Origin of the sequence: Gottfriedia sp. NPDC057948 (assembly GCF_042887255.1) — a bacterium.
Taxonomy (GTDB): Bacteria; Bacillota; Bacilli; order Bacillales; family Bacillaceae_G; genus Gottfriedia.
Genome location: NZ_JBHVPN010000003.1, coordinates 219,894 through 244,292, shown reverse-complemented (window position 1 = coordinate 244,292; position 24,399 = coordinate 219,894). Strand labels below are relative to the sequence as shown.

Sequence of the window (24,399 nt, the reverse complement as noted above, 5' to 3'; positions counted from 1 at the left end):
GAGTGTTTCGTGTTATTCATACAAAAGAAGAGAATAATTTATTTAACGAGCTTTGGGGAGATTTTTGTGAAGAAAACGAAATACCTTTCTTAGTAAGAAGTAATGAAGTTACTCGTTATGGAATTTGTAATCCGGATAAAAAGTTAATTGGTACCCTCGAATTTAGTAAATTTAATATTGAAAATGAGGATCAAAATAAATATTATTATAATTTTTCCGAAAACAAATATATTAAATATATTCAAAATGAAGAAATCTATGAGATTGGTAAATTATTAATTACAAGGGAAAATAGAGGTAAAGGATTTTTTAAGCAAATTTTACTTGCGTGTTATGATCATGCCAAACAGACTAACGCTGATTGGTATATTGGTACAATAAATAAAAGACTATATATGTTTGCTAGAAGTGCAGGGTTTAAAATTTTACCGATTGATGAATATTTTGAAATTAGTGATGATATTATTGCTGTACCATTTTTGTTGGATATTAAGCATGCTATTAAGTTATTAAAATACTCAGATGAATTTAAAGAAATATTAATGTATTATGATAAGTAAGTACGAAAAACTCAGGGATTGACCTGAGTTTTTCAATTTCCATACTATTCTTGTTCGAGAATACCTACTGCCTGATTCGTTTGATTATAAGCTGTTTGACAAGCTTGAAGCGCTTGCTCAATTCTTTCGTGGTTTTGTGGTTTTTCAACGGTTTCTAATGCAGATTGAAGACATTCAATTGCGTGTTTAAGTTCAGTAGTTGCATCCTGGGTATATTGTCGCGCATTTTTTTGCATGGAAATTCCTCCTTTCATACAAATTTATTTTTGACCAACATTCATTTTAGTATGCAAAAAAAACGTAGAAGAAAATTCTTCTACGTTTTTAAATGCACGCATGCTTAATTACCTTGTAAGGCTTTGTTTTATCCGAATATCGATAAAATTGCAAATCTTTTTTTCGGTTTAAATGTAATAATCTTTTTCTGATCCTCTAAATCCGCTTTTAATAAGGCAACTTGTTCATTTAATTGTTCAACTTGATTTTCAAGTTGAACAACTACTTTCTTTAAATCTTCAATTTCACATCGATGTTCCAAAATTTGAACTGAAACGACTTCATTTGCTTTTGTTTCAACTTTTTCTTCAAGTATTATTAATTTTTGAGTTAATTCTTTAATAATGTCATTCTGATCAGTTTCATTTTGTTTTGGTTCAATCGTTTGCATCGAAGCTTCATAAATTTCTTTAATTTGTTCGATTTGTTCCTCAGTAAATAAATATCCATTATGAGTTTTCTCTACTTTTAAATTTCCTTTTTTTAAAAAAAACAATACTTTTTTATTTGTTAATTGCAGTTGTTCTGCCACTTGAGAAGTTGTATACATACGCTATTCCTCCTCCAAATAATTTATATATTAAAAATTCTTTATTAAATTGCACATTCCTTTGAGGTTGACAAAACTAGTGTTGACTCGGCAAAAGTTCTTAAAATACTTAGAATAAATAGGATCTAAACATTCAAAATGGCTGAAAATGTAAACTTAATTACTTTTGTATTGATTTTTATCGAAACTCGGATAATTACGGTGTTTTTAGCAAAATATTCTACTAATTTTAGAATATAAAGTAGATAAATAGCATATAATGCAAGACACTGATTGAGGAAGGAAATTTGAAATAAGGTAAAGAATGGTAATAAGGAGAAGTCATATTGAGTGTTAAAACAGGAAATCCAAAACCTTTCTAAAATCATTTCGATCCTGATTTAAGAATGCCTAAAAAAAAATTTTGATAACAAATTATTTAACTGAATATACTAAGATAAGCCTAATTTAAAAATATTAATTATGAAGATAGCCTTCACTTCCAATTGGAGGGATGACTCAATTGTTGGGAATTGGTACTAAGTTATTATTAGTTGTTGTTTTAATTGCATTTACTGCCTTTTTTGTTGCATCAGAATTTGCAATCGTAAAAATTAGAAGTTCTAGAATTGATCAGTTAATTGGCGAGGGAAATAAAAAAGCGAGAGCTGTAAAACGAGTAATAACGCATCTCGATGAATATCTTTCAGCTTGTCAACTTGGTATTACCGTTACAAGTTTAGGTTTAGGTTGGTTAGGTGAACCAGCTGTCGATGAATTATTGCATCCATTACTTGACGATTTGCATTTACCTACTGCAGTAAGTGGCACAATCTCTTTTTTACTATCCTTTGGAATTATTACATTTATTCATGTTGTAGTTGGTGAATTAGCTCCTAAAACAATCGCTATTCAAAAGGCTGAACAGATTACATTAAAGTTTTCTCCAGCTTTGATTCTTTTTTACAAGATTACCTATCCGTTCATTTGGTTGTTTAATAATTCAGCAAGGATGGTCTTAAAAATATTTGGACTTCCTCCTGCATCAGAACATGAAGTTGCTCATTCAGAGGAGGAATTAAGAATTCTACTTTCTGAAAGCTATAAAAGTGGTGAAATTAATCAATCTGAATTTAAGTATGTGAACAATATATTTGATTTCAATATGCGAGTAGCAAAAGAAATTATGGTTCCTCGAACGGAAATGGTTGCAATTGATTTAAGTGAAGCTTTTCATGAGAATATTCACTTTATGAGTACAGAAAAATATACGCGTTTTCCTGTTGTAGATGGAGATAAGGACCATGTCGTTGGTTTAATAAATTTTAAAGACGTTTTTACTGATTTTGTTCTTCATAAAGGGGAAGCAGAGGTAAAAACACTTGAACAATATATTAGACCAATCATTCAAGTTATTGAATCAATATCAGTTCATGATTTACTTGTTAAAATGCAAAGAGAACATATACATATGTCGATATTAGTTGATGAGTACGGAGGTACTTCTGGCTTAGTAACAGTTGAAGATATTTTAGAAGAAATTGTTGGGGAAATTCGAGATGAGTTTGACGTTGATGAGAAAGAGGATATAAGTAAAGTAAACGAAAATAAATTCATCATTGCAGGTAAAGTTTTAATTGGTGAAATTAATGATGTTTTTAGCTTAGACATTGATGATACAGATGTTGATACAATTGGTGGGTGGATTTTAACTGAAAATTTTGATGTGCAAGAAGGAGACTCGATTAAATATGATAACTGTACATTTAAAGTGCTTAGGTTAGACGGACATTATATAAAATCAATTGAATTAACACGGGAACCGGTAAAAAAACCTGAACTTGAAGAAGAAAGCGCAACTTAAATTGTAAAAACAATTGAGCTGCGCTTTTATCCACATTATAAGAAATTTCACATGCCGAACTAGTTAGAAATTAGTTGATTTATAAAGCTCATCTTTAATAAATATTTCATTTTTATCAATTGCGTCATTATGCGTAACGACAAGCCCGATCGGAGTAGGGACGGGTAAATTATTGACTAGTGAAAAGGGAATATTTTTTTTCTTTGCCATTAAAAGATATTTTGAAATTGTATTATATGGCAGTGTACCATTTAATAATAAAGTAACATTTTTTATATTGATTGATTTTTCAACGATTGGATAAATTGAATTTGCCATCACTTGACTTGTAGTTAACGCAATTTCAATTCTTTCGCGAATAGTTCCTAAAAAAATATTTCGCTCTTCAATTTTTATTTGCTTTTCGCCATAGATACCTTTAATTAAATAATCTTCAACTTTATTTCCAGCCATTAAAATACCTACCTTCAGTTTAATAATTTAATTGTATCTAACTTTATTCTATTCTACACACTATATTATTGACATTTTTGTATACTTTTAGTTTTATTATTACTAGAACTAGTGACAATCGTAAAAGTTCAGGTGCTGAGTGAAATGAAAGAAATATTCATAATTTTAATTTACAATTTAACAGAATATTGTAAAAAATATTACTTTGTTGTAATAAATTCGACAAATTTTTATTTTTTTACTTAACGAATATTTAAAAATTTGTTACTATTTAATTAATAGATTTTTTATTGGAGGTGTTCCTTATTGATATGTCAATAGAGAGTAGGTATAGCACTTTCATAAAGGAAAGTATGCCTACATTAACAAAGAATTGGGTCGCTCAAGCGGTAATAAGCGATAATGATCCATTTAAATCCGAGATTATCATTAATGGAACTAGATTGATTGACTTTACATTATTATTTATTGAGGGCAAAATAAATGAAGATCAAGTTAAGGATTTGGCACATAAAATAGCCCTTGAACGAGCTAAAGCAAGTGCTAACATCGGAGATTTTGTGTATAACTCAAATATAGGTAGAAGTGAACTATTTAAACATTTGTCAGAATTTGAAGAAAGTATTAGTCTACTTCAGCCACTCATTAATAAAATTAATTATGTTTTTGACCAATTTATTTATTTTACTGTAAAGCAGTATTCATATCTTATTACACAAGATATTGAAGAGAAAAAACAATTTATTGATGAGACTCACAAAGAGAGACTTACAATCTTAGGACAAATGTCTGCTAGTTTCGTTCATGAATTCAGAAATCCACTTACTTCAATTATTGGATTTGTAAAATTACTTAAAGGAGATCATCCGCAATTAAAATATTTAGACATCATAGATCATGAATTGCATCAATTAAATTTTAGAATTGATCAATTTCTTCATGTCTCGAAAAAGGATCATGATCAGATAGTGGAATCCTTTTTAATTAATGATTTATTTAAAGAAATCACTGAATTCTTATATCCAAGTATTGTAAATTCGAATGTCATTTTACAAGAAGGAATATCTCAAAAAATATACATACCAGGTTTCAGAAATGAACTACGTCAAGTTTTACTTAATATATTAATGAATTCAATCGATGCCTTGGCTGAAAACGATGGTCAAAAAACGATTCATTATCAAGTTTCAGATTTAGAGGATAAGATTGAAATTCAAATAAGAAATAATGGACCTAAAATTAGTGAAGAAAGCATACGGACAATTTTTGAACCATTTGTTACGACAAAAAATCATGGTACTGGAATTGGCTTATTTGTATGTAAACAAATCATTGAAAAACATGATGGCAATATTAAATGTTTTTCTGATGATGAATGGACAGCATTTTACATAACGTTGCCTAAAGAGGCATAAAAAAACTCGGATGATAAGTCCGAGTTTTTTATTTTGTATAAAAGTTACTTTTCTTATGAACCGACTAAAATAATGTAATAACTTCAAATTTGGGGTTCTCTTCAACACACCCTACTGAAATTAAATCATATACTATATTTTCTTTAAACTTTGATTTATAGAGAGGAAATATGATCGTTTTCGTACCTGATAATCTTATTTCCAAATTAACTGTCATAGGCGATATAGGCAGATATTCTGAGGCTATTCGGTATGGGACATTTGGGAAAACAACGTCGCCTTCACCAGCCTTTACTGCAAAATCTAAATTTGGTGAATTAGGAGATAAATTAATAAAACGGATTTTAGCTTCTCCTTGAGGCAAGGAGTGATTATCCATATAAGAAAACAGCGAGATTTGATCAAAATTTTGACCAATAGCAATCGTATAATTTTGCTCAGCATGTAAAGATATTTGTTCTGAATGAATTGGTTTTGATTGATCATTCTTTTTAAAAATTTCAACTAAGTGCTCCCCCGAAGGTAAAGTTAAATATTGAGTTGATTCTTTAAAAGTTAAATTCGAAATAAATTTAGTACGATTAATATAAATGTCTAAGCTTATTTTTTTAGGTAAAACATTAAGGAGTCTTATAAAAGCTAAATTTTGCTTTATTATTTTGTCCTGTTTAAAACTTATTGGTGAATTATTATTTATTAGCCTTTGGAACGAATCAAATCGGTTAAAATTAACTTGAAACAAATTGTCCTCTTTTTTTGAATAGGATGAAAAATGATTAAAAATATTCGGGTTTATTCGATTTTTTTGTACGACTTTGTTCAAACTACATACCTCCTACGATTACCATCCTACGATCCCTTTAAAATAGTATTCATTAACGAGAATATTATGAATTATTTTATATTTAAAACCCTTAAAATAGTTATTGCTTTTTAGTGTCAAAATTTAATAGAATACTATCAATATAGTTTTTTACAATTAAATAGTAGCTAATTAAGTTCATTTACTTTAAATTAAATGATTCAGTGTGAAGAAAGTCTGAATCACTAAAAAATAAAGAGATTCTTAATACGCTCGTATAATTTTGGAAATTACCGGTCCAAGAGTATCTACCAAGCTGCCGATATAGTTTGACTACGAGAGATATGACATAGCATATTCTCTCCTAAATATTTAGGAGGAAACAAACATGAACTTACATGAAATGAAAACGTCAACAAAAGCTGAAAAGGCTGATTTTTTAATCATAAATGGGAAAATAGTAAATGTTTTTACGAAAGAAATTATAGAAGATTCAATCGCAATTACAAATGGAATAATAGTTGGAATAGGTGATTATGAAGCTAATGTAGTAATAAATGCAGAAGGTAAATATATATCACCAGGCTTTATTGATTCCCATGTTCATATCGAATCATCGATGGTTTTACCTAGTGAATATGCGAGAACTGTGCTACCACATGGTGTAACGACTGTTATTTGCGATCCACATGAAATCGCAAATGTTGCTGGAGTTGATGGAATAAAAATTATGTTAGACGCATCAGAAAATATTCCGTTAGACGTTAGAGTTATGTTACCGTCCTGTGTACCTGCAACCTCTTTAGAGCGTGGGGGAGCCATACTCTATGCAGAACATTTGGAGCCTTTTATGACACATCCTAGAGTACTTGGATTAGCTGAAGTAATGGATTATCCTGCAGTTATGTCGATGGAAAAACAAATGATCGATAAATTAAAATTAGCTCACGCTTATCAAAAGCCGATCGATGGTCATTTAGCTGGACTAACTAAAAATGAAATAAACACATATTCATATGCAGGTATTTCAACAGATCATGAATGTACAAATGTTCATGAAGTAATGGATAGACTTAGAGCAGGGTTATATGTAGCATTTAGAGAAGGATCCGCTGCAAGAAATCTAAAGGATTTATTACCCGCAGTAAATGATCGAAATGCACAGCGAATTATGTATTGCACTGATGATAAACATTTAGACGATATCATGAAAGAGGGTTCGATTGATTTTTGTATTCGAACAGCAATCAAATATGGAGTTGACCCAGTGACTGCCTATTCAATGGCAACATTAAATCCAGCAACATGCTATGGTTTAAAACAAAAGGGTGCAATTGCTCCTGGGTATGAAGCAAGCTTTGTATTTTTAAACGATTTAGAATTAGTAGAAATTGCGGATGTTTGGTGTAAAAATGAGTTTATCGTTAAAAACAAACAAATAAGTAAAGTTATTAAAAATGAAGAGTCAAATTTAATTGATTCTAAAGTAAGCTTAGGAGATCTAAAAATTGAAGATCTTGAATTAAAAACAGACTCTAAAACGCTAGCAAATATAATTGAAATTAATCCGAATAGTATCGTAACAAACCATTTAATTGAAAAATTATCAAGTGAAGATACTCATTTTATTCCAAGTGTCGCCGAAAACTTATGTAAAATAGCAGTAATAGATCGCTATCATTCTGAAAAAGAGATTGGTCTAGGAATTGTTAAAGGGTTAAATTTAATTGACGGAGCAATCGCTACAACCATTGCTCATGATTCACATCAATTAATCGTTGCCGGTATGAATGATCATGATATGTACCTTGCCACTAAAACAATTGAAGAAATGAACGGTGGAATAGTAGTCGTATCATCTGGAAAAGTAATTGCCAAATTATCATTACCGATTGGCGGTTTAATGAGTAATAAATCTGCTGAAGAAGTAGAGGCAGGTTTACATCAAATTGAAAAATCATTACTTAAAATTAGACCAAACAATTCATTTAATGCTTTCTTAACATTAGCATTTCTAGCGCTACCTGTTATTCCGAGTATAAAACTAACGACTAAAGGATTATTTAATGTAAATGAATTTAAATTTATTCCGGTTTTTCCTGGTGAATAAATAGAATAAAATGAAGACTCTTGTACAGGGGTCTTTTTTTGTTAATTATATAAAGGCGATAGGTAAATACTTGTATTTAACGAAGTAGAAGGAATTTTTTATAGAGGAGTATTTTGAATGTCAGATGTGATTTTTAATCATTTTAAAAGAGAACCACTTTTTAAAGATCTTTCGGATGAAGAGCTTCAATCGATAGTGGATATTTCACATATGAGATTATTTAAAGCAAAATCATTTGTCTTTTTGCAAGGTGAAAAACTTGATCGAGTGTTTTTTATACACTATGGAAAAATAAAAATACATATATCTGCTCTGTCGGGTAGAGAACAAATTGTTTTTTGTACCACGAACTGGTGAGATGTTTCCTCATGTTGGTTTATTTCGAAATAGATCACTTGCCTTTGGGAATTCAGTAACAATCTCACTAATTTTAGAGAACTCATTAAATCGTTGATTCATTTTAATACCTCCATAAGATTTTTGTTGTTTTGTATTTCTAAAAAAAGAATACCAAATAGATTGATGTCAATTTGTGATATAAATCAAAAATCCAGATCTTTTATGAAAAATTTAGGGAAGACGACAGGTACGAGCAGTAAGCCACCAAAATCAAACAAAGTACCTGCAAACAAAACAGAAAATAGTAATGAAGATGTTAGTAATGTGGATACCAATCATTACGGAAGCCTTACGATCCTGAAGCCAAAGTTGCTGGCTTTATAATGCCAATTACGCGCGACCATGCTCTAAAAATATATGGATGATTGATTGAGATGGGAATGGCTTAGTAGACGAATATAAGGATTTACTTCATTGTGCTCGATGACGATGGCGATGAAATCATTGAAACACTAGACGGACCATATGTACCGATTTTAATTTTGGTGAAAGAGTTACTACAACATGAACTAGCAATCAAACTCTTGAAGCGCTATGAAAATGGCTATGCAAACTTAGTCGGCAAGGTATTGTAGTAACCGTTTTGGAAGTAAAGAAATCGAAAAGATCTTGGAAATCGCGATCTTTTCTTATTGTTTTTTTGAAAACGAAACAAAGTGCTAAAAACTGAATTGAACAATATTTCGTTTACCAGTTTACATTTGTTCGAATTGGATTTACTATATACTCATAGAAGGGGATAAAATTTACTCTATCATGTGAAATATATCACAAACAATCAACGGGTAGTCCGAAGATGTTGACATATCCATTTCACAGATACCGATGTCCTCTACTACTTAGTCATTAAAATAAAGGCAACGCAAATTGAACCGCTCGCAATTGGCGCTCCTTTTACCGTCAAAATTTATTAAATATTTTACAAACTAGGAGGTATTACACCTATGCAAGAAATCTTAATGAGTTTAGTTGCTGGATTAATTTGCGGAATCGCTTTCACCTTATTTAAATTACCAATACCAGCCCCGCCAGTATTCAGCGCAATTTGCGGAATTGTTGGTGTGTATGGTGGAATGAAATTAGTTCAGTTGTTTATATAGGGAGAACAAGTATTGATCAAGAAAGCGCTTTATGAAATAAAACAAAATAACATCACTCATAAAGGGACACTACAAGACCTTTTAAAACGAGCGAAAACAAATCATGATCAAGAACAAGTTTATGCACTCTTAACATTAATCAAACTGATTGAAAAGCATGTTGAATTATTAGACGAACAAATCAGATATCAACGATAAAACAACTTAGAGGAGGAACAACATGTCAATTCTAATCGCCATATTAGGAATCGTCGTATTACTAGGTGTTGCATTCTTAATGTCGAATGACAAGAAAAACATTAATTATCGTGGAATAGCAGTTATGGCTGGAATCCAGGTCGGACTTGCTTGGTTCATGTTACACACTTCGATCGGTCAAAAAGTATTAAAACATGTGGTTGAATTTTTTAACAAAATTCTATCTTTCGGACATGAAGGGATCTCATTTGTTTTCGGTGATTTATCGACAAAAGGTTATTTCTTTGTAAACGTTTTAATGATGATCATCTTCGTAACAGCATTACTCGGTATCGCAACTTACACGAAAATCCTTCCTTTAGCAATTAAATACATCGGTGGATTTGTTTCAAAAATTACTGGTCTACCAAAAATCGAATCATTTGTAGCAGTTAACTCGATGGTGTTCGGTGATACAACAGCTATTCTTTCAGTGCAATCTCAAGTTCACAAATTATCACCAAACCGATTATTTGTCATCGTAACATCTTCACTAGTAGCAGTATCTTGCTCAATCTTAGGGGCTTACATGCAAATGATTCCTGCAGAATTCGTTTTAGTCGCACTACCAATCAACGTATTCTCTGGATTAATTATGAGTTCAATCGTAGCACCAGTTAAAGTGGAAGGAAAAGAAGACGAAATTGACATCAAAGAAATGATTCCTGAAAAATCATTATTCGAGGCAATTGGAAACTGGGCATTATTAGGGGGGAAGACAGCTTTAATTGTAGGTGCAATGTTAATCACTTATATCGGCTTACTAGCTGGTATCAACTACATCTTAAATGCAACAGTCGGTATGACATTCCAAGAAATTATCGGTTATGTATTTGCACCAATCGCTTACATGATGGGTATTGACCATTCGGAAGTCTTAAAAGCGGGTTCAGTCATGGGGACGAAAGTTTCTGCAAATGAATTTGTGGCCATGTTAGACTTCATGAAGATGATTCCTAGATTGGATCATAAAACAGTCGGGATCGTGTCAGCATTCTTAGTATCGTTCGCAAACTTCTCTTCCATCGGAATTATCTTAGGTTGCTTACAAGCAATCGATGCCAAGCAATCGAAAGTAATGGCTAAAATGGGGTTAAAAGTGCTATTAGTGGCAACAATGGGTTCAGTCATGACAGGAACAATCGTGGGGTTATTCTTATAAGATAAATCAAAATAACCATCGTGTAATAGCTGAACGAATTCAGGAGTCGATGATGATCGGCTCCTTTTATGCGTTAATCGTAAAGTTAGTTTAAAATTGAGTTTCTATCTAAAAAAAGTTGAACCGTAAGAAATGTAACTAAAAGACCGCTGCTCGTATATGAAATCAAATTCACATCTGTTGTGGCGTGGAACGTTGTGATGAGTTTCGCCTTTTGTACCGACTCTAAATAATACTATTAATACAATTATTTCAGTAAGTAAAGCCAACAATAAAATGACTCAAGAAAAATACTTGAGTCATTTTTACTATATTGAATTTGTAATGAAGATTGGTTAATTTTAAAAATTTTATATTGAAGAATTTTTGAAGATATATTTGTATTAAGGGAAGTATATAAAAGTATTTATGACTACCAATTCCAAAGGGTAAGGAGAGATATAAATGGAAGATAAAATTGATTTTTCAGAAAAGATACATATAGGTGAATTAATTGCTGTTTCTAATGTTTACGGTTTAACACCATATACGCTTCTTTTAGAGCTTGAAAAAGGGAATATTGAAGTTTTCCTTTCTATAGATGAATTTAACTCAAAATACAGTGACACGACAGATTTGGACTGGTGTCAATTGAATAACGGTAAAGTTTTTTCTAAAAAGATTGAAGAGTAAAACGGTAATTGCTTTTGAATTTTGATGAATTAAATACAGAAATAAATTGAAATAATTTTTATTACTTTAAATGTTTTTACACCAATGGATTCTGATTCATCAATCTAACAATCAATCTTAAGTGGTAAAAGTTATAAGAGGTAAAAGGAAGTAATTTGCAAAACATAATTTGATTTGATTGCTTAAGAGACTTATTAATTTTTCATTTGATAGTATTTAATTCTAACTATTTTAGTTAACTTCTTTTATTCAATACAATCTCTCCGAACATGGCCAATTGATCATTATTTAAATTATCTCGATCTATATTTGGTAGAACAACTGATATCAGAAAATTAACTTCGCTGTTTAACCGATTGATCTCTTCTAATAAATGAATTTGTATTCCTTTCATCTCGTTGATTACCTCAAGATACAAATCTTCTTTATTACCGTTCAATACATTATTTTTATTGCTCATATCAAACACCTCCAAAGAAAATTATTCGTTGCAAATGCTTCAATATCCTTTATGTATTCATAAAAATTAATTTTTACAATCGACTAGATTAATTGAATGTTTTTGAGGGTTTTACAATGCAATAAAATAAAAAAACTCAGCCAATAAATTTAAATTTTGGCATGAGTAGGATTATTTATTAAATACAACTAATTCATTCCCCAATATTATCTTCAAACCACTCTTGTAGCTCTTTTAATGATGTAAAGGAGAAAATTTCTTCTCCGTTTTGACCGTTATCAACACCGGTGTTTCCTCTTAAAGTAATTTGTCCTTCTTCTCCAGAAATTAAGATTGCATAGGGGTGGTTTATGTTTATATACCTTGCATCTAAATCATTATCAATCCAATTCTTACTATTCAAAAATGCTTCGAAATGATCCATTTGTATTCCTCCTATGGTGATATTGTTCCAATTTTTAACAAAAAATAGACCTTAAAAAGTTTGTGGAAGAAATTGGATTAACTGCAGCATTGAAGAACCGTATGTTAATCCTTCTATTTAAAGATAATTTTTTAAAATTAAAATAAAAAAAATAGTTGAATGTATAGGACAAACTTGGTTCCGGGAAGCTTAAAAGTAAGGAGGCGGTTAGTATTATTACTTTCGAAGTTTTATCACTGATGATTAGCTTTGGTATGTTTGTGATCGCCATTTTAGAGTTTAAAGATAAGGATAAGAATAAAAATTCTTGAACACGCCAAATAAGGCGTGTCAGACTGCCCACCAAACGCTCGCTTTCTTCGTTGCTTCGCCTGTCTGCGGTGCTCATTACCGTCTAGGGTAACTCCACTCCTCACTAGGCTTCGCGCCTCGAAAGACAAGCGCTTGCAATCAGTCTGAAACTCAAGTTTTATGTACTTTGTCTACACACTGACACGCCAAATAAGGCGTGTTTTTTTTTACTAAAGATAATATCTACCAATTATAATTTGAGGATTTCACTTAAGTATAGTAACTATTGTACAATTAGAATAAGTGAAAAAATCAAGAAGGTGAAAAAAGATGTATGATATTACAATTATCGGTTCAGGTGTAAGTAGCATTTTTTTAGCATATACATTATTACAATCAGATCAAAAAGTATTAATTCTTGAAAAAGGAAAGTCTTTAGAGGAAAGGGCCTGTGCTATAGACAATGGGGGAATATGCAAATGCGATGTTTGTGGTAAATATTATGGCTTTGCAGGACTTGGTAAATCAGAAGGCAAATTTAACTATTCATGTGATTTTGGAGGAGAATTAGCTCAAAAGGTAGGCAGAGAAAATCTTGAGCAATTAATGAAAGAGGTTGACGATCTATTATGCCTTTTTGGGGGAGGTTCTGTACAAAAATATTCGACTGTAAATGCAAATTTGGCTATAAAAGCCGAGGATTGCAATTTACATATGTTAACCACTGAAGTTAGACATCTCGGGACGCGTCTTTCAACAGAAATATTCAAACGACTATATCACGAATTATCTAGTAGGATTGATATTCGCTTTGAAGTTGATGTTCTAGATATTAAAAAGGAGAACAATCAATTCTATTTGGATACTAACTTAGAAAAATTCGAATCTAAAAATGTAGTATTTGCAACAGGCAGATCCGGAACAGAATGGGTAAATGATCAGTGTGCTTCACTTGGAGTTAAACAAGGTAGAACTCGTTTAGATTTAGGGATTAGAGTTGAAATGAAAGAACAGCAGCTACGTTCAATTTTACAAGATACATTCGAAACGAAACTCGCTTTTGAATATGATGAATTGATTTCAACTACATATTGTATGAATCCAAAAGGTAGAATCGTTCGAAAGTTTCAAGAAGGATTAGTTATGCCTGATGGACAAAATTTTAAGGAAAAAGAATCAGGAACAACTAATTTAAATTTTACGTTATTCACACCTAAATATTTTCCATCACTGAAAGAAGCAAATCTTTACGCTAATCAAATTATAGGAAAAATAAATAATGGCTTAGATCGTATCGTCGTTCAACGATTCGGTGATTTACTAAATGGTGAGCCTACAACTAATGTCAAAATGGAAAAAAATAGTATAAAGCCGACATTAGATGCCGATTGCGGTGACCTTAAAAATGAAGTTCCACATTTATATTTGAATATTTTACAAGGATTTTTGAATCAATTGGAAGAATTTATTGGAGAGACAATTGATGAGGATACACTTCTTTACGGAATGGATGGAAAGTTTTATTCACCGATTATAGAAACCAATTCAAACTTTCAAACGAGTATAGAAGGATTATTTGTAATTGGAGATTGCTCTGGAGTTACCCACTCGTTATCCCAAGCAGCGGCTAGTGGGATTTATTTAGGTAAGATTTTGGCAAATAAGGATCAATATTTAACTTGTTTTAACTAGATTTGAAAAATTCACATTGTGGGTGATTAGATGAAAAATAGAATTCATTTATATTTAATTAGACATGGTGAAACTTATTTAAATCGTTATAAAAGAATGCAAGGATGGGCCGACAGTCCATTAACAGAAGAAGGAAAACTAGTAGCCATTGAATGTGGAAATAGATTATCAGATATCCAGTTTGACCGTGTATATACTAGCGATTCTGGTAGAACTGTTGAAACGGCAGAAATAATTTTACAGCAAAACAGTTACGAAATTCCTGTAATTAGAAAAACAAAAGCCTTCCGAGAATCCTTTTTTGGTAGTTTTGAAGGAGAATTCTCAGCAGTTGCCTTAGGTAAAGTTGCAAATGATCATGGTTTTTCTTCCTTTAGAGAACTATTAAGAAATCGATCCCTAGAAGATATTACAAATTTTATAAAAGAATCTGATCCATACCATCATGCAGAGAGTTATTTCGAGCTATGGGAGCGAATTGAAAAAGGGCTAAATGAACTAATTATCGAAAATAATAAAAACGATGAGAATGTATTAATTGTCACTCATGGCAATACGATTCGTAATATTGTAAAAAAGTTTTCAGAGGAATTTAATATTGAACTAGAAATAAAAAACGCTAGTATCACAATCTTGGAATACTCATCTGATACTTATAAGGTGATTTCATTTAATCAATGAAATTTTAACTCAATAATCTTCCACTTAATTTTTTTTCCCTAGAGACCGTTAATTTTGACACACTAAAAAAGAGAAGGATTAAAACCTTCTCTTTTTTGTGAAGTCAATCTATCATTTATTTTTCAACTTTTTATTACCATTACTATTTTTACTATTTATTACTGGGGCAGGAGCTTTAAAAAATTGCTTAATTGTTTGTCTGTTCTTAGAAAAGTTTAATTTTAGTACTGCCCCTGAATGTTCAACAGTTTCGTTTGTAAAGCCAGCATCAACAGGAATACTCAAGCGATCAATTTTTTCAATTGGTTGAGAAAAGGCAATGGAAGCAAGCGAAAGTATTTCATCAAATTTTAAGTCAGTTGAAACATATTTTGTTGTTTCGTCTAATAAAAGAGGTACTCTAGCGATTCCACCAAAAGTATTTAACTTTTCTTTAACGGCACTTACGACTTTTAACAATACTTCTTGCTGTCGTTGAACTCTTCCAAAATCATTATCATGATCATGTCTAAAACGTACGTATTTTAAGAGCTGCTCACCATGTAGTTTGTTTTTTCCAGGTTTCATTTTTAAGTTCATATCATTTATGATTGATTGACTAACATTAACTGTTATACCTTCTGGAACAAGTGTATCGACAATCCCAACAAAACCTTTAAAATCAATTATAACCGTATGGTCTATTGGAATCCCGAAATTATTATAAATTGTTTCTTTTAGTAGTTTTTCTCCACCTAAATAATAGGCCTGATTAATTTTTCCGTAACCATACTTATAACCTTTAATTTTAACATATGAATCCCTTAAGATTGAGGCAACTTTTAAAGTTCGGTCTTCAACATTATATTGAACTATTGCAATACTATCTGAACGTGAGTTTTTTTCGCCCCGAGAATCAACTCCAATAACAAGGAAAAATAATGAGTTTTTTAAAAGTTTATTTTTAAAGCTCATTTTTTGCTCACTTAGTGGATTTGATTGGCTTTGGCCATGATCTGTTGGTTTAATTTGACAACTGGTCAAAAAGAAAACAAGAAAAGAAAGAAGGCATATTCGCAAGAACTTTGACATGAATCTATTACTCCTTCTATATGTTTTTGGTCTATTTATGTATTTTAGTTTATATTTCCCCTCTAATATTTTGAAAATACATAACAAAAAAGGAAAATAGAGATATACCGTATTTTTCCATAAATAGAAATAATTGTTCATTGTTAAGTAATAATATATAGTATAAACTTTACTTTGTTAAATTCTTCACAAATAAAAACGGATAAATTAGGTAAAATATTTATTTTTTTATCACTTTATGTGAATTTTTTCACAAAAGATATAGGGTTTGAAATAAATATTTATTATTTAATAAGGCAATATTAATGATAATAAAGTTTGTGAAGTTATTTAATAAAATAATTAGGTTGGACGCTAGATTTTATAGTTTAAATCTAAGAACCTAAACAAGGGAGTAAACTAAATGTTAGTAGATAGTTTTAATCCATTTGATAATCTTGCAATTTCAGCACTGATAGCGGCTGTACCGATTCTATTATTTCTTATATGCTTAACAGTGTTAAAAATGAAAGGTATTTATGCAGCGTTATTAAACCTTGGAATTACGTTTATAATTGTACTAACAATTTTTAAATTACCAATTGGTGAATCAATTGGAAGTGTTACCCAAGGAACCATTCAAGGATTATGGCCAATTGGTTATATCATTGTAATGGCTGTGTGGTTATACAAAATAACAGTAGAATCTGGGAAGTTTGATATTTTACGTAGCAGTATAGTTGGTATTTCGAGTGATCAACGGATTCAGTTTTTATTGATTGGATTTTGTTTTAATGCATTTCTTGAAGGGGCAGCAGGTTTTGGTGTACCGATTGCAATTTGTGCGGTATTATTAGTTTCAGTTGGTTTTAAACCATTACAAGCAGCTATGCTATGTTTAATTGCGAATGGTGCATCTGGTGCATTTGGAGCAATTGGAATACCAGTGGGAATTATTGATACATTTGGATTACATGGTGTAACTTCAATGAAAGTTTCAATTATGACTGCACTAACATTACCGATTATTAATTTTACGATTCCATTTCTGTTAATTTGGTTGATCGATGGATTTAAAGGAATTAAAGAAATTTTACCGGCAATTTTAGTAACGTCTATTACTTATACAGTTTCTCAAGCTATTATGACAATCTTTTTAGGACCAGAGTTAGCAGATATTATTCCTTCATTATTAACAATGGGTGTTTTAGCATTATTTCTTAAAAAATGGCAACCTAAAAATATTTTCTTACTAAATGGAAAAGAGTTTAAAACTGAATCTTATTCAATGGCTGATGTGATTAAAGCATGGTCACCATTTTATTTACTAACAATTTTCGTATTAATTTGGAGCTTAAAATCATTTAAAGGTTTATTCGCTGATGGAGGAGCACTAGCTGCTACCGTAATAAAATTCGTTGTTCCAGGTTCTACAATAAATGTCAGCATTGATCTAATCGGAGCAACAGGTACTGCAATATTATTAGCAGGATTAGTTACTATTTTCTCTTCTAAATCAATAAATGTAAGGAAAGGCATAGCTCTACTTAAAAAAACAATCTCAGAATTTTGGATACCGATTATCATGATTTGTGCAATTATTAGTATCGCGAAATTGATGACATATGGAGGATTAACAAGTGCTTTAAGTCAAGCTGTTGCACACACTGGAGGTGCATTTCCATTCTTATCTCCAATATTAGGATGGATTGGTGTATTTATGACTGGTTCTGTTGTAAATAACAATACTTTATTCGCTCCAATTCAAGTTTCAGCTGGTAATATTTTAGGTGCAAATCCTTCGTTATTAGTATCAGCAAATACTGCAGGTGGGGTAATAGCAAAACTAGTTTCACCTCAGTCAATTGCAATCGCAACAGCTGCAGTAGGTGAAACAGGTAATGAATCAAATTTAACTAAGATGACTTTAAAATATAGTTTTGGATTACTAGCATTTGTTTGTATTTGGACATATATTTTATCATTTATTTATTAAGTTTTAGAGTCTTGAGAGAATTTTTCTCAAGACTTTTTTTATTTCTTAAAGTTGATTTTTAAAAAATGATTACTCATTCATATACCTAAAAGTTTGGCTCTATAAGGTTAAGTTTAGATCCAAAAATCTATTTAATTTCACTAGAAATATGGTCAAATGCCTATGTAACAAGGATTGTAAACCTTACATATACTTTATTGTGATTTCTAAAAGTTAAGTGAAGGAGGCAATCTATATGGGAGGATATTCACCATACTACGGCGGAGGCCACGGTTGTGGCTGGGGATGCGGCGGAGGATTTGCGTTAATCGTTGTATTGTTTATTTTATTAATTATCATCGGTGCAACTTTTGTAACTGTCTAAAAACTATTGAGCGTCAGCCACAGATACCGACTAACGATTAGTTAGTCGGTTATTTCATTTTCCACAGAATTCATACTGTTTTTTAAGCTATACTCTTTTCACCAACTTTTTATTAAGTGCATATAAAGAAGTAGGTATATAACTAGAAACTTTTACTTAATTTATTAAATTTAAATTGTCCTATTAAACAAGGAGGACCATAAATGAAAAATCAGCTTTATAAACCTCAAAGACATTGGAAAGATATTCCTCTATGGAAAGATGTTACGGATGAACAATGGAACGATTGGTTATGGCAATTAACGAATACAGTCAGAACATTAGATGACTTGAAACAAGTGATTGATTTAACGAAAGATGAAGAAGAAGGGGTAAGAATATCAACGAAAACAATTCCATTAAATATTACGCCTTACTATGCTTCTTTAATGAATCCAACCGATTCACGCTGTCCCATTAGAATGCAATCTGTTCCAATTAGTAAAGAATTAAATAAAACAAAATATGATTCAGAAGATCCACTAGGAGAGGATGATGATAGTCCAGTTCCAGGATTAACACATCGATATCCAGATCGAGTGCTTTTTTTAGTTACAAATCAATGTTCAATGTATTGTCGCTACTGTACAAGACGTCGATTTTCAGGCCAAATTGGTATGGGAGTTCCAAAAAAACAATTAGATGAAGCAATTGCCTATATACGTGAAAATGAAGAAGTAAGAGACGTACTGATTTCAGGTGGAGACGGATTATTAATTAATGATAATATTTTGGAATATATTTTAAAAAATTTAAGAGCAATTGATCATGTGGAAATTATTAGAATTGGCACAAGAGCACCCGTGGTATTCCCACAAAGAATTACTGAAAACTTATGTGAAATATTAAAAAAATACCATCCTGTATGGTTAAACACACACTTCAATACGAGCATTGAAGTTACTGAAGAAGCAAAAAAAGCGTGTGAAATGCTTGCAAATGCTGGTGTTCCAGTTGGGAACCAATCAGTTATTTTAACAGGGATTAATGACAGCGTACCAATTATGAAAAAGTTAATGCATGACTTAGTAAAAATAAGAGTCAGACCATATTATATTTATCAGTGTGATTTATCAGAAGGAATTGGTCATTTTAGAGCACCAGTTGCAAAAGGGTTGGAGATTATTGAGGGGTTACGTGGGCATACTTCTGGTTATGCAGTACCTACATTTGTAGTAGATGCACCTGGAGGAGGAGGTAAAATCTCACTTCAACCAAACTATATCGTCTCTCAAAGCAGTAAAAAAACCGTACTAAGGAATTTTGAGGGTGTCATCACATCCTATCCAGAGCCTGAAAACTATAAAGAGGATACAGCAGAAGATTATTTTTCACTAGTTTACCCTGATTATTTAAATAAGGCAGCTAAGGTTGGTATTGCTAGTATCATGAATGATCAGGTACAAAGTCTTATTCCTTCAGATTTAGAAAGAATGAAAAAGAGAGAACAATATCAAACAGATCCAACACATAGTTCATTAAAAAATAAACGAGAAAAAAGGGATGAACTAAAAGAGAAAAAGTTTCAATCACAAATTCAGAAAATGGATGGAAGTGTAAAGAAAGATGAATAATAATTTAAAATGTGATTGGTGCGGTGAGGAGAATGTACAGGAAACAAAAGCAGTTGTACATTGGGAGTTACCGGATGGTTCCCGAGCAATCACAATTACAGGAGTACCATCATTCCATTGTGAACAGTGTAAATTTACCTATCAGAAGGAAGATATGGTCAAATCAATAGAAGATCAGTTATTTCTCATTTCAACAAAATTACTTCCGGTTACCGTCACATATGATGAATTAATGAAGCAGCCGAGATTATTAAAAAGAAATTATTTTGACTTCTCGTCATAGAACGGGTATTTTTAAAATATAAAATAACTCTGTTATTGTATAAAGCATATTCAAAAGTAACAATATTTTTAGAAAAAGAGACAAAATAAATAATAAAACTGAGGGAGAATCATGAGAAAGTCATTTTACCATTATATGATGAAGCATAGAAACTATAAAATTCCTAATGAAATTGGAATATTGGCAGATCATCTTTTTAATGATCACTCATTTCCAAAACATTCTTCAAGCTATGACGAAATTAGCTCGTATTTAGAATTTGATGGAACTTTCCATCAATCGATGAGCGTTTTTGATGAAGCATGGAACTTATATTTAGAAGATCAATAAGATGTGACTTAGTTTAACTAAGTTGCATCTTTTTTTAATTGCAAAATATCCCACTAATTTATTGATTCTACCATTTTTGAAACTAGCTATTTATTTCTTACCTATAAAATAGGCTAATCCCTTTAATTATTTACTATGAAAATGACAGACAATTATCTATTGGTTGCATAGTATACAGTAAAAACGAATTAGTCACGACGTATGGAGAAGGAGGTAAGAAGTATGACAAAGAAAAAACAACCAAAATATAACGTAGATGATATTGTCGTGATTACGTTATATGGTACTGTCGGTAAGATAACAAATATAAACTTTCTATTTTTATTGGGAATTGATCATTTAGGTAAAATGCATAATGCTAAGGTGATTACATGTTAGCAGCTATCTATCTCAGACTCTCAAGAAATGAAGAGCAAAAAGATGTTGATGAAGTTCTACTTAATCATAAAAATGCTTTGGTTAAGCTTGCCAATCAACATAATTTAAAATATATCATTTATCAGGAAATTTCGAGTGGTGTCAATACAGAGCGTGAACAATTAAATTTATTGCTTAAGAAAATACATGAATTTGATTATTTAATTATAATGGATATAGATCGTCTTTCACGTGATAATGCACATGCGGAACAAATCAAACAAGTATTAATCTTAAATGATACTAAAATATTAACCCCACAAGGTAAAATAGATTTATCCCAGGAAACGAATGAAATGTTATTTTCATTTCAGGCAGTATTGGCAAATTTTGAATATAAGCAGATAAAAAAGCGGTTATCAAGAGGGAGATTAGCAGCAGCGGAGCAAGGAAAATGGGTAATGAGTAATAAGACCCCACTTGGGTATCGTAAAAATTCGGAAAAAAAATTAGAAATCATTGAAGATGAAGCGAAGATTATTCGCCTAATATTCGATAAGTCGTTAGAACGAGTTTCAGTAAATGAAATAGCACGGCAATTAAATAGGTTAAATTGGAGGAGTAGGCAAGGTAAAATCCTTACTACATCACATATTAGCCAATTACGTACGAATCCTGTCTATTATGGGGCCATACAGGCTAAAAGACGTATTCATAATAAAATTATTGATGAAGTTTTTATTGAAAATGCTCATGAGGCGATCATAACAAAGGAGCAATTTTTTGCCGTCCAAACTATATTAGAAAGTAATAAAAATGTTTATTTTCAAAATCGAAAAGCAATCCGTAGATTACAAAATTTAATATATTGCAATTGCTGTGGGCGGAAGCGATATATTCAAAAAGATCGTTCAAATATTGATTTTATAAAGTCATGTTCCTATAAAATATCAAACAATCAATGCAAAGATCGTGGCTATAAATATCAATTAGTTGAAGAATTTGTTTTAAAAAGCATTAAAGAAAAAAAAACAGAGCTAGAGAACGCGCTAAAAATGCTAGATTCTGAGAAAACAATCGAATTAGAACAAAGATTAACGACTGAGCTCGTCTCATTGATTAAACAAAAAGAAAAAATTAAAAAACGACAAAATAACGTAAGAGAAATGAGAATGGATGGAGAAATTACGAAAGAGGAATATGAAGAACTAAAAAATGAACTAATCGCTCAAATGAATCAAATGACCGAGCAAATTGAACTCTATCAGACCCAAATAGAGAATTTAAGAAACAAATACGATGATCGTCAAAAAATTGAGAAGATCATTGAAACGCTTGACGATTTAGAAAGAATCGATTCTGAAATATGTAATCAATTTTTAAAATCATTTATTAACAAAATATGGTTTAGTAGTAATATGGATTCAAGTCATGATACTACTCGAAGTAAGGAAATTGCCACGATTAAAATAGAATGGATCTAATGCATCAATTATCTTTCTATGAAACGAGAAAACTAACCATGTTCGATTTTGAGAATCTTAAAGTTAAAATAAAAAGTTCAGTTTACCTTCTTCGAAAAGATTGAACTGAACTTTTTTTGTTGTGATGCAATTTTTAAAAACTTATCTGTTATTGATCAATCGAACTAATTCATTAAAATATTTTTCAGCTTCCTTAGTACTTCTTGCACATTTTAACCTTTTCATTAAAATATTGTAATGAAAATCAACTTCTTCATTAGTTACATCATTCGTGCTGTCATCTTCATTATATTGTTCTGTTCCATCGACAACACCAGCATCAGTTTGATGCATACTTCCATTGGTATTGGAAGTGGCACTTGCCTTTTTGTTCTCATTTTTCTCTTTTTCCATTTCTTCAAGCGTTGAACTAAAATCAATGATTTTGTTATTAACGTTTTTATCAACCAATTTTTCTAAATATGCACCGCCGCTAACTCCACAAATAAAAGCATAAATGATAATAGATACAGGAGTTTGATTATCTGTCGTAAGAACAGCAATTAGGTAAGAAATACAACCTGCCATAGCTCCAAGAATTATTTCACGCTTAGAACCAAGTGAATATCTCTCTCTACCATCAGAATCTTTAAACCGATAACTTCTAATGTAGCCCTCATTAGCTAATAATATATTGGCATAACCACCGATCGCACCAATTATTATTGATAGAAAGGTCAGAAATAAATCATTAGATGATAATGTATCCAGCCAATTCTCGTACATATTGGTACCTCCCGTTTTTGTTAAACTATATGGAGGCTTTTTTTAGAATAGTACACTTAGATACAACACGTTGATAAAGCATATTTTTTTAGATATCTATTAAAAACTTGATCAGCAACCTAAAAAAAGGTTCATCTAGTTTGCTAGAAATTAATTTTAAATCTTAACGGGTTCTTGTTTATTTAAAAAGGAGCGAATCGTTTGATTAAATTTTTCTGAAGCTTCCATTTTTGTTACATGGCCAGTATTTTTGAAAATAACTAATTTTGAATTTGGGATACTTTTATGCATTACTAATTGGAGCCATACTGGCGTAATCGGATCATATTGACCACCAATAATAAGCGTTGGTACCTTTATTTTTGGTAACAATTCTCTATTATCAACCTTAAAACATTCTCTCATTGACTTGTCATATCCTTCTGGATTTGGGCGATAATATTGTTTAAATTGCTGTATTGACTCTGTTTCCCATGAAAAAAGGCATGTTCTTGCTGTCATCTCTTTTATCTGTTGGGGCGTGAAAATTTTTGAACGAAACTCTTTATAATGAATAAACCATAATCCTAGTAATCTTGGAGCAAAATGAAATGTACTTACTAAGATTAAAGAGCGACATCGTTCAGGTGCTTGGCGGTACATCTCTTGTGCAACAGTCCCACCCATAGATAAGCCTAGAATATGCGCACTTTCAATTCCTAACTCATCCAATAAATCAAGTACATCTTTTGCGAAATTCTTAATTGAGATGCCTTCAGTTAAATCATTTTCTCCATGGCCACGTAAATCAGGAATAATTAAATCGAATTCATTTGCTAGTTCATATTGTTTAAACCAGCTTTCTTTTACTTCTCCAAGACCATGAATTAATACGAGAGGTTCTCCAGTACCTAACCGGTCATAATACAGTTTGATCCTTTCGGTTTTTATAACGTACAACTTTATCACTCCTTTGTATTTTTTTACTAAAATATTTAACGAATAAACGCTAGGTTTGAAGTTTTTTGAAAATTTATAATAAATTATATTT

Annotated in this window: 28 protein-coding genes and 1 riboswitch; of the genes, 19 read left to right on the top strand and 9 right to left on the bottom strand. The window is 31.1% G+C overall.

Going from position 1 to position 24,399, the window contains the following annotated elements; all coding sequences use genetic code 11:
• Positions 1 to 2 precede the first annotated feature (2 nt).
• A complete protein-coding gene (locus ACFVRR_RS07770; protein ID WP_387326656.1) occupies positions 3 to 560 on the top strand; it encodes a hypothetical protein in 558 nt (185 codons plus the stop codon).
• Positions 561 to 604: 44 nt separating this feature from the next.
• Here ACFVRR_RS07770 and ACFVRR_RS07765 read toward each other — a convergent pair whose 3' ends face one another.
• A complete protein-coding gene (locus ACFVRR_RS07765) occupies positions 605 to 796 on the bottom strand; it encodes a hypothetical protein (RefSeq protein ID WP_098948676.1) in 192 nt (63 codons plus the stop codon).
• Between the two features lie 128 nt (positions 797 to 924).
• A complete protein-coding gene (locus ACFVRR_RS07760) occupies positions 925 to 1,386 on the bottom strand; it encodes a MerR family transcriptional regulator (RefSeq protein ID WP_387326652.1) in 462 nt (153 codons plus the stop codon).
• A 493-nt stretch (positions 1,387 to 1,879) separates the two neighbouring features.
• On the opposite strand from ACFVRR_RS07760, the gene ACFVRR_RS07755 reads away from it, so the two are divergent.
• The gene (locus tag ACFVRR_RS07755) at positions 1,880 to 3,229 is read left to right on the top strand and encodes a hemolysin family protein (RefSeq protein WP_387326649.1); all 1,350 of its coding nucleotides are present in this window, start codon (positions 1,880 to 1,882) and stop codon (positions 3,227 to 3,229) included.
• Positions 3,230 to 3,292: 63 nt separating this feature from the next.
• Here ACFVRR_RS07755 and ACFVRR_RS07750 read toward each other — a convergent pair whose 3' ends face one another.
• Positions 3,293 to 3,682, bottom strand: a complete 390-nt coding sequence (locus tag ACFVRR_RS07750; RefSeq protein WP_387326646.1) for a YueI family protein — start codon at positions 3,680 to 3,682, stop codon at positions 3,293 to 3,295.
• 311 nt (positions 3,683 to 3,993) lie between these two features.
• Between ACFVRR_RS07750 and ACFVRR_RS07745 the strand changes: the two genes are divergently transcribed.
• Complete coding sequence (locus tag ACFVRR_RS07745) at positions 3,994 to 5,097, top strand: histidine kinase N-terminal domain-containing protein (protein WP_335480822.1); 1,104 nt, start codon at positions 3,994 to 3,996, stop codon at positions 5,095 to 5,097.
• A gap of 64 nt (positions 5,098 to 5,161) precedes the next feature.
• On the opposite strand, the gene ACFVRR_RS07740 is transcribed toward ACFVRR_RS07745, so the two are convergent.
• Positions 5,162 to 5,920, bottom strand: a complete 759-nt coding sequence (locus ACFVRR_RS07740; RefSeq protein ID WP_387326643.1) for a DUF4397 domain-containing protein — start codon at positions 5,918 to 5,920, stop codon at positions 5,162 to 5,164.
• Between the two features lie 232 nt (positions 5,921 to 6,152).
• Positions 6,153 to 6,255, top strand: a riboswitch (purine riboswitch).
• Between the two features lie 32 nt (positions 6,256 to 6,287).
• On the opposite strand from ACFVRR_RS07740, the gene ade reads away from it, so the two are divergent.
• The 6 genes from ade to ACFVRR_RS07710 all read left to right on the top strand — a co-directional run bounded on the left by ade (position 6,288) and on the right by ACFVRR_RS07710 (position 11,579).
• The gene (ade, locus tag ACFVRR_RS07735; RefSeq protein WP_387326640.1) at positions 6,288 to 8,009 is read left to right on the top strand and encodes an adenine deaminase; all 1,722 of its coding nucleotides are present in this window, start codon (positions 6,288 to 6,290) and stop codon (positions 8,007 to 8,009) included.
• Between the two features lie 117 nt (positions 8,010 to 8,126).
• Positions 8,127 to 8,366: a cyclic nucleotide-binding domain-containing protein gene (locus ACFVRR_RS07730; RefSeq protein ID WP_387326637.1), complete on the top strand. Its 240-nt coding sequence runs from the start codon at positions 8,127 to 8,129 to the stop codon at positions 8,364 to 8,366.
• Between the two features lie 986 nt (positions 8,367 to 9,352).
• Positions 9,353 to 9,508 (top strand): XapX domain-containing protein, encoded by a 156-nt coding sequence (locus tag ACFVRR_RS07725; RefSeq protein WP_387326635.1) that lies wholly within the window; start codon positions 9,353 to 9,355, stop codon positions 9,506 to 9,508.
• Between the two features lie 12 nt (positions 9,509 to 9,520).
• Entirely contained in the window at positions 9,521 to 9,706 is a 186-nt protein-coding gene (locus ACFVRR_RS07720) for a hypothetical protein (RefSeq protein WP_387326632.1), read from the top strand.
• A 22-nt stretch (positions 9,707 to 9,728) separates the two neighbouring features.
• Positions 9,729 to 10,907, top strand: a complete 1,179-nt coding sequence (locus tag ACFVRR_RS07715; protein ID WP_387326629.1) for a NupC/NupG family nucleoside CNT transporter — start codon at positions 9,729 to 9,731, stop codon at positions 10,905 to 10,907.
• Between the two features lie 444 nt (positions 10,908 to 11,351).
• On the top strand, positions 11,352 to 11,579 hold the full coding sequence (locus ACFVRR_RS07710) for a hypothetical protein (protein WP_097977278.1): 228 nt from the start codon (positions 11,352 to 11,354) through the stop codon (positions 11,577 to 11,579).
• Positions 11,580 to 11,814: 235 nt separating this feature from the next.
• On the opposite strand, the gene ACFVRR_RS07705 is transcribed toward ACFVRR_RS07710, so the two are convergent.
• Complete coding sequence (locus ACFVRR_RS07705; RefSeq protein WP_097977280.1) at positions 11,815 to 12,039, bottom strand: hypothetical protein; 225 nt, start codon at positions 12,037 to 12,039, stop codon at positions 11,815 to 11,817.
• 193 nt (positions 12,040 to 12,232) lie between these two features.
• On the bottom strand, positions 12,233 to 12,463 hold the full coding sequence (locus tag ACFVRR_RS07700) for a hypothetical protein (RefSeq protein WP_387326624.1): 231 nt from the start codon (positions 12,461 to 12,463) through the stop codon (positions 12,233 to 12,235).
• 212 nt (positions 12,464 to 12,675) lie between these two features.
• Here ACFVRR_RS07700 and ACFVRR_RS07695 point away from each other — a divergent pair, with 212 nt between their 5' ends.
• The 3 genes from ACFVRR_RS07695 to ACFVRR_RS07685 all read left to right on the top strand — a co-directional run bounded on the left by ACFVRR_RS07695 (position 12,676) and on the right by ACFVRR_RS07685 (position 15,127).
• Complete coding sequence (locus ACFVRR_RS07695) at positions 12,676 to 12,774, top strand: putative holin-like toxin (RefSeq protein ID WP_387326928.1); 99 nt, start codon at positions 12,676 to 12,678, stop codon at positions 12,772 to 12,774.
• A gap of 310 nt (positions 12,775 to 13,084) precedes the next feature.
• Positions 13,085 to 14,446 carry an NAD(P)/FAD-dependent oxidoreductase gene (locus tag ACFVRR_RS07690; RefSeq protein WP_387326621.1) on the top strand — a complete coding sequence of 454 codons (1,362 nt, stop codon included), beginning with the start codon at positions 13,085 to 13,087 and terminating at the stop codon, positions 14,444 to 14,446.
• Between the two features lie 30 nt (positions 14,447 to 14,476).
• A complete protein-coding gene (locus ACFVRR_RS07685) occupies positions 14,477 to 15,127 on the top strand; it encodes a histidine phosphatase family protein (protein ID WP_387326618.1) in 651 nt (216 codons plus the stop codon).
• Positions 15,128 to 15,238: 111 nt separating this feature from the next.
• Here ACFVRR_RS07685 and ACFVRR_RS07680 read toward each other — a convergent pair whose 3' ends face one another.
• A complete protein-coding gene (locus ACFVRR_RS07680; RefSeq protein WP_387326615.1) occupies positions 15,239 to 16,198 on the bottom strand; it encodes an LCP family protein in 960 nt (319 codons plus the stop codon).
• Positions 16,199 to 16,601: 403 nt separating this feature from the next.
• Here ACFVRR_RS07680 and ACFVRR_RS07675 point away from each other — a divergent pair, with 403 nt between their 5' ends.
• The 7 genes from ACFVRR_RS07675 (at position 16,602) to ACFVRR_RS07645 (ending at position 22,604) form a co-directional block, all read left to right on the top strand.
• Complete coding sequence (locus ACFVRR_RS07675) at positions 16,602 to 18,173, top strand: L-lactate permease (protein WP_387326613.1); 1,572 nt, start codon at positions 16,602 to 16,604, stop codon at positions 18,171 to 18,173.
• A 235-nt stretch (positions 18,174 to 18,408) separates the two neighbouring features.
• Positions 18,409 to 18,537 (top strand): YjcZ family sporulation protein, encoded by a 129-nt coding sequence (locus ACFVRR_RS07670; RefSeq protein ID WP_387326610.1) that lies wholly within the window; start codon positions 18,409 to 18,411, stop codon positions 18,535 to 18,537.
• A 203-nt stretch (positions 18,538 to 18,740) separates the two neighbouring features.
• Positions 18,741 to 20,150, top strand: a complete 1,410-nt coding sequence (gene kamA / locus ACFVRR_RS07665; RefSeq protein ID WP_387326607.1) for a lysine 2,3-aminomutase — start codon at positions 18,741 to 18,743, stop codon at positions 20,148 to 20,150.
• Positions 20,143 to 20,433, top strand: a complete 291-nt coding sequence (locus ACFVRR_RS07660) for a YokU family protein (protein ID WP_387326604.1) — start codon at positions 20,143 to 20,145, stop codon at positions 20,431 to 20,433. The genes kamA and ACFVRR_RS07660 overlap by 8 nt, the downstream gene beginning before the upstream one ends.
• A gap of 111 nt (positions 20,434 to 20,544) precedes the next feature.
• Positions 20,545 to 20,763, top strand: coding sequence for a YozE family protein (locus tag ACFVRR_RS07655; protein ID WP_025671848.1), 219 nt, complete (start codon positions 20,545 to 20,547; stop codon positions 20,761 to 20,763).
• Positions 20,764 to 20,985: 222 nt separating this feature from the next.
• Entirely contained in the window at positions 20,986 to 21,141 is a 156-nt protein-coding gene (locus ACFVRR_RS07650) for a hypothetical protein (protein ID WP_176527956.1), read from the top strand.
• Positions 21,135 to 22,604: a recombinase family protein gene (locus ACFVRR_RS07645; RefSeq protein WP_387326600.1), complete on the top strand. Its 1,470-nt coding sequence runs from the start codon at positions 21,135 to 21,137 to the stop codon at positions 22,602 to 22,604. The genes ACFVRR_RS07650 and ACFVRR_RS07645 overlap by 7 nt, the downstream gene beginning before the upstream one ends.
• Positions 22,605 to 22,745: 141 nt before the next feature.
• Here the strand turns inward: ACFVRR_RS07645 and ACFVRR_RS07640 are convergent, their stop codons facing one another.
• Both ACFVRR_RS07640 and ACFVRR_RS07635 read right to left on the bottom strand, forming a co-directional pair.
• The gene (locus ACFVRR_RS07640; protein ID WP_387326597.1) at positions 22,746 to 23,369 is read right to left on the bottom strand and encodes a hypothetical protein; all 624 of its coding nucleotides are present in this window, start codon (positions 23,367 to 23,369) and stop codon (positions 22,746 to 22,748) included.
• Between the two features lie 156 nt (positions 23,370 to 23,525).
• Positions 23,526 to 24,308 carry an alpha/beta fold hydrolase gene (locus ACFVRR_RS07635; RefSeq protein WP_387326595.1) on the bottom strand — a complete coding sequence of 261 codons (783 nt, stop codon included), beginning with the start codon at positions 24,306 to 24,308 and terminating at the stop codon, positions 23,526 to 23,528.
• Positions 24,309 to 24,399 lie beyond the last annotated feature (91 nt).

Excerpts from the sequence above, each read along its gene's own strand:
- ACFVRR_RS07685 (WP_387326618.1), top strand. The coding sequence starts at position 14,477 with ATGAAAAATAGAATTCATTTATATTTAATTAGACATGGTGAAACTTAT.
- ACFVRR_RS07655 (WP_025671848.1), top strand. The coding sequence starts at position 20,545 with ATGAGAAAGTCATTTTACCATTATATGATGAAGCATAGAAACTATAAA.
- ACFVRR_RS07760 (WP_387326652.1), bottom strand. The coding sequence starts at position 1,386 with ATGTATACAACTTCTCAAGTGGCAGAACAACTGCAATTAACAAATAAA.
- ACFVRR_RS07650 (WP_176527956.1), top strand. The coding sequence starts at position 20,986 with ATGACAAAGAAAAAACAACCAAAATATAACGTAGATGATATTGTCGTG.
- ACFVRR_RS07645 (WP_387326600.1), top strand. The coding sequence starts at position 21,135 with ATGTTAGCAGCTATCTATCTCAGACTCTCAAGAAATGAAGAGCAAAAA.
- ACFVRR_RS07750 (WP_387326646.1), bottom strand. The coding sequence starts at position 3,682 with ATGGCTGGAAATAAAGTTGAAGATTATTTAATTAAAGGTATCTATGGC.
- ACFVRR_RS07715 (WP_387326629.1), top strand. The coding sequence starts at position 9,729 with ATGTCAATTCTAATCGCCATATTAGGAATCGTCGTATTACTAGGTGTT.
- ACFVRR_RS07710 (WP_097977278.1), top strand. The coding sequence starts at position 11,352 with ATGGAAGATAAAATTGATTTTTCAGAAAAGATACATATAGGTGAATTA.
- ade (WP_387326640.1), top strand. The coding sequence starts at position 6,288 with ATGAACTTACATGAAATGAAAACGTCAACAAAAGCTGAAAAGGCTGAT.
- ACFVRR_RS07705 (WP_097977280.1), bottom strand. The coding sequence starts at position 12,039 with ATGAGCAATAAAAATAATGTATTGAACGGTAATAAAGAAGATTTGTAT.
- ACFVRR_RS07690 (WP_387326621.1), top strand. The coding sequence starts at position 13,085 with ATGTATGATATTACAATTATCGGTTCAGGTGTAAGTAGCATTTTTTTA.
- ACFVRR_RS07730 (WP_387326637.1), top strand. The coding sequence starts at position 8,127 with ATGTCAGATGTGATTTTTAATCATTTTAAAAGAGAACCACTTTTTAAA.
- ACFVRR_RS07670 (WP_387326610.1), top strand. The coding sequence starts at position 18,409 with ATGGGAGGATATTCACCATACTACGGCGGAGGCCACGGTTGTGGCTGG.
- ACFVRR_RS07725 (WP_387326635.1), top strand. The coding sequence starts at position 9,353 with ATGCAAGAAATCTTAATGAGTTTAGTTGCTGGATTAATTTGCGGAATC.
- ACFVRR_RS07765 (WP_098948676.1), bottom strand. The coding sequence starts at position 796 with ATGCAAAAAAATGCGCGACAATATACCCAGGATGCAACTACTGAACTT.
- kamA (WP_387326607.1), top strand. The coding sequence starts at position 18,741 with ATGAAAAATCAGCTTTATAAACCTCAAAGACATTGGAAAGATATTCCT.
- ACFVRR_RS07700 (WP_387326624.1), bottom strand. The coding sequence starts at position 12,463 with ATGGATCATTTCGAAGCATTTTTGAATAGTAAGAATTGGATTGATAAT.
- ACFVRR_RS07640 (WP_387326597.1), bottom strand. The coding sequence starts at position 23,369 with ATGTACGAGAATTGGCTGGATACATTATCATCTAATGATTTATTTCTG.
- ACFVRR_RS07755 (WP_387326649.1), top strand. The coding sequence starts at position 1,880 with ATGACTCAATTGTTGGGAATTGGTACTAAGTTATTATTAGTTGTTGTT.
- ACFVRR_RS07660 (WP_387326604.1), top strand. The coding sequence starts at position 20,143 with ATGAATAATAATTTAAAATGTGATTGGTGCGGTGAGGAGAATGTACAG.
- ACFVRR_RS07680 (WP_387326615.1), bottom strand. The coding sequence starts at position 16,198 with ATGTCAAAGTTCTTGCGAATATGCCTTCTTTCTTTTCTTGTTTTCTTT.
- ACFVRR_RS07675 (WP_387326613.1), top strand. The coding sequence starts at position 16,602 with ATGTTAGTAGATAGTTTTAATCCATTTGATAATCTTGCAATTTCAGCA.
- ACFVRR_RS07745 (WP_335480822.1), top strand. The coding sequence starts at position 3,994 with ATGTCAATAGAGAGTAGGTATAGCACTTTCATAAAGGAAAGTATGCCT.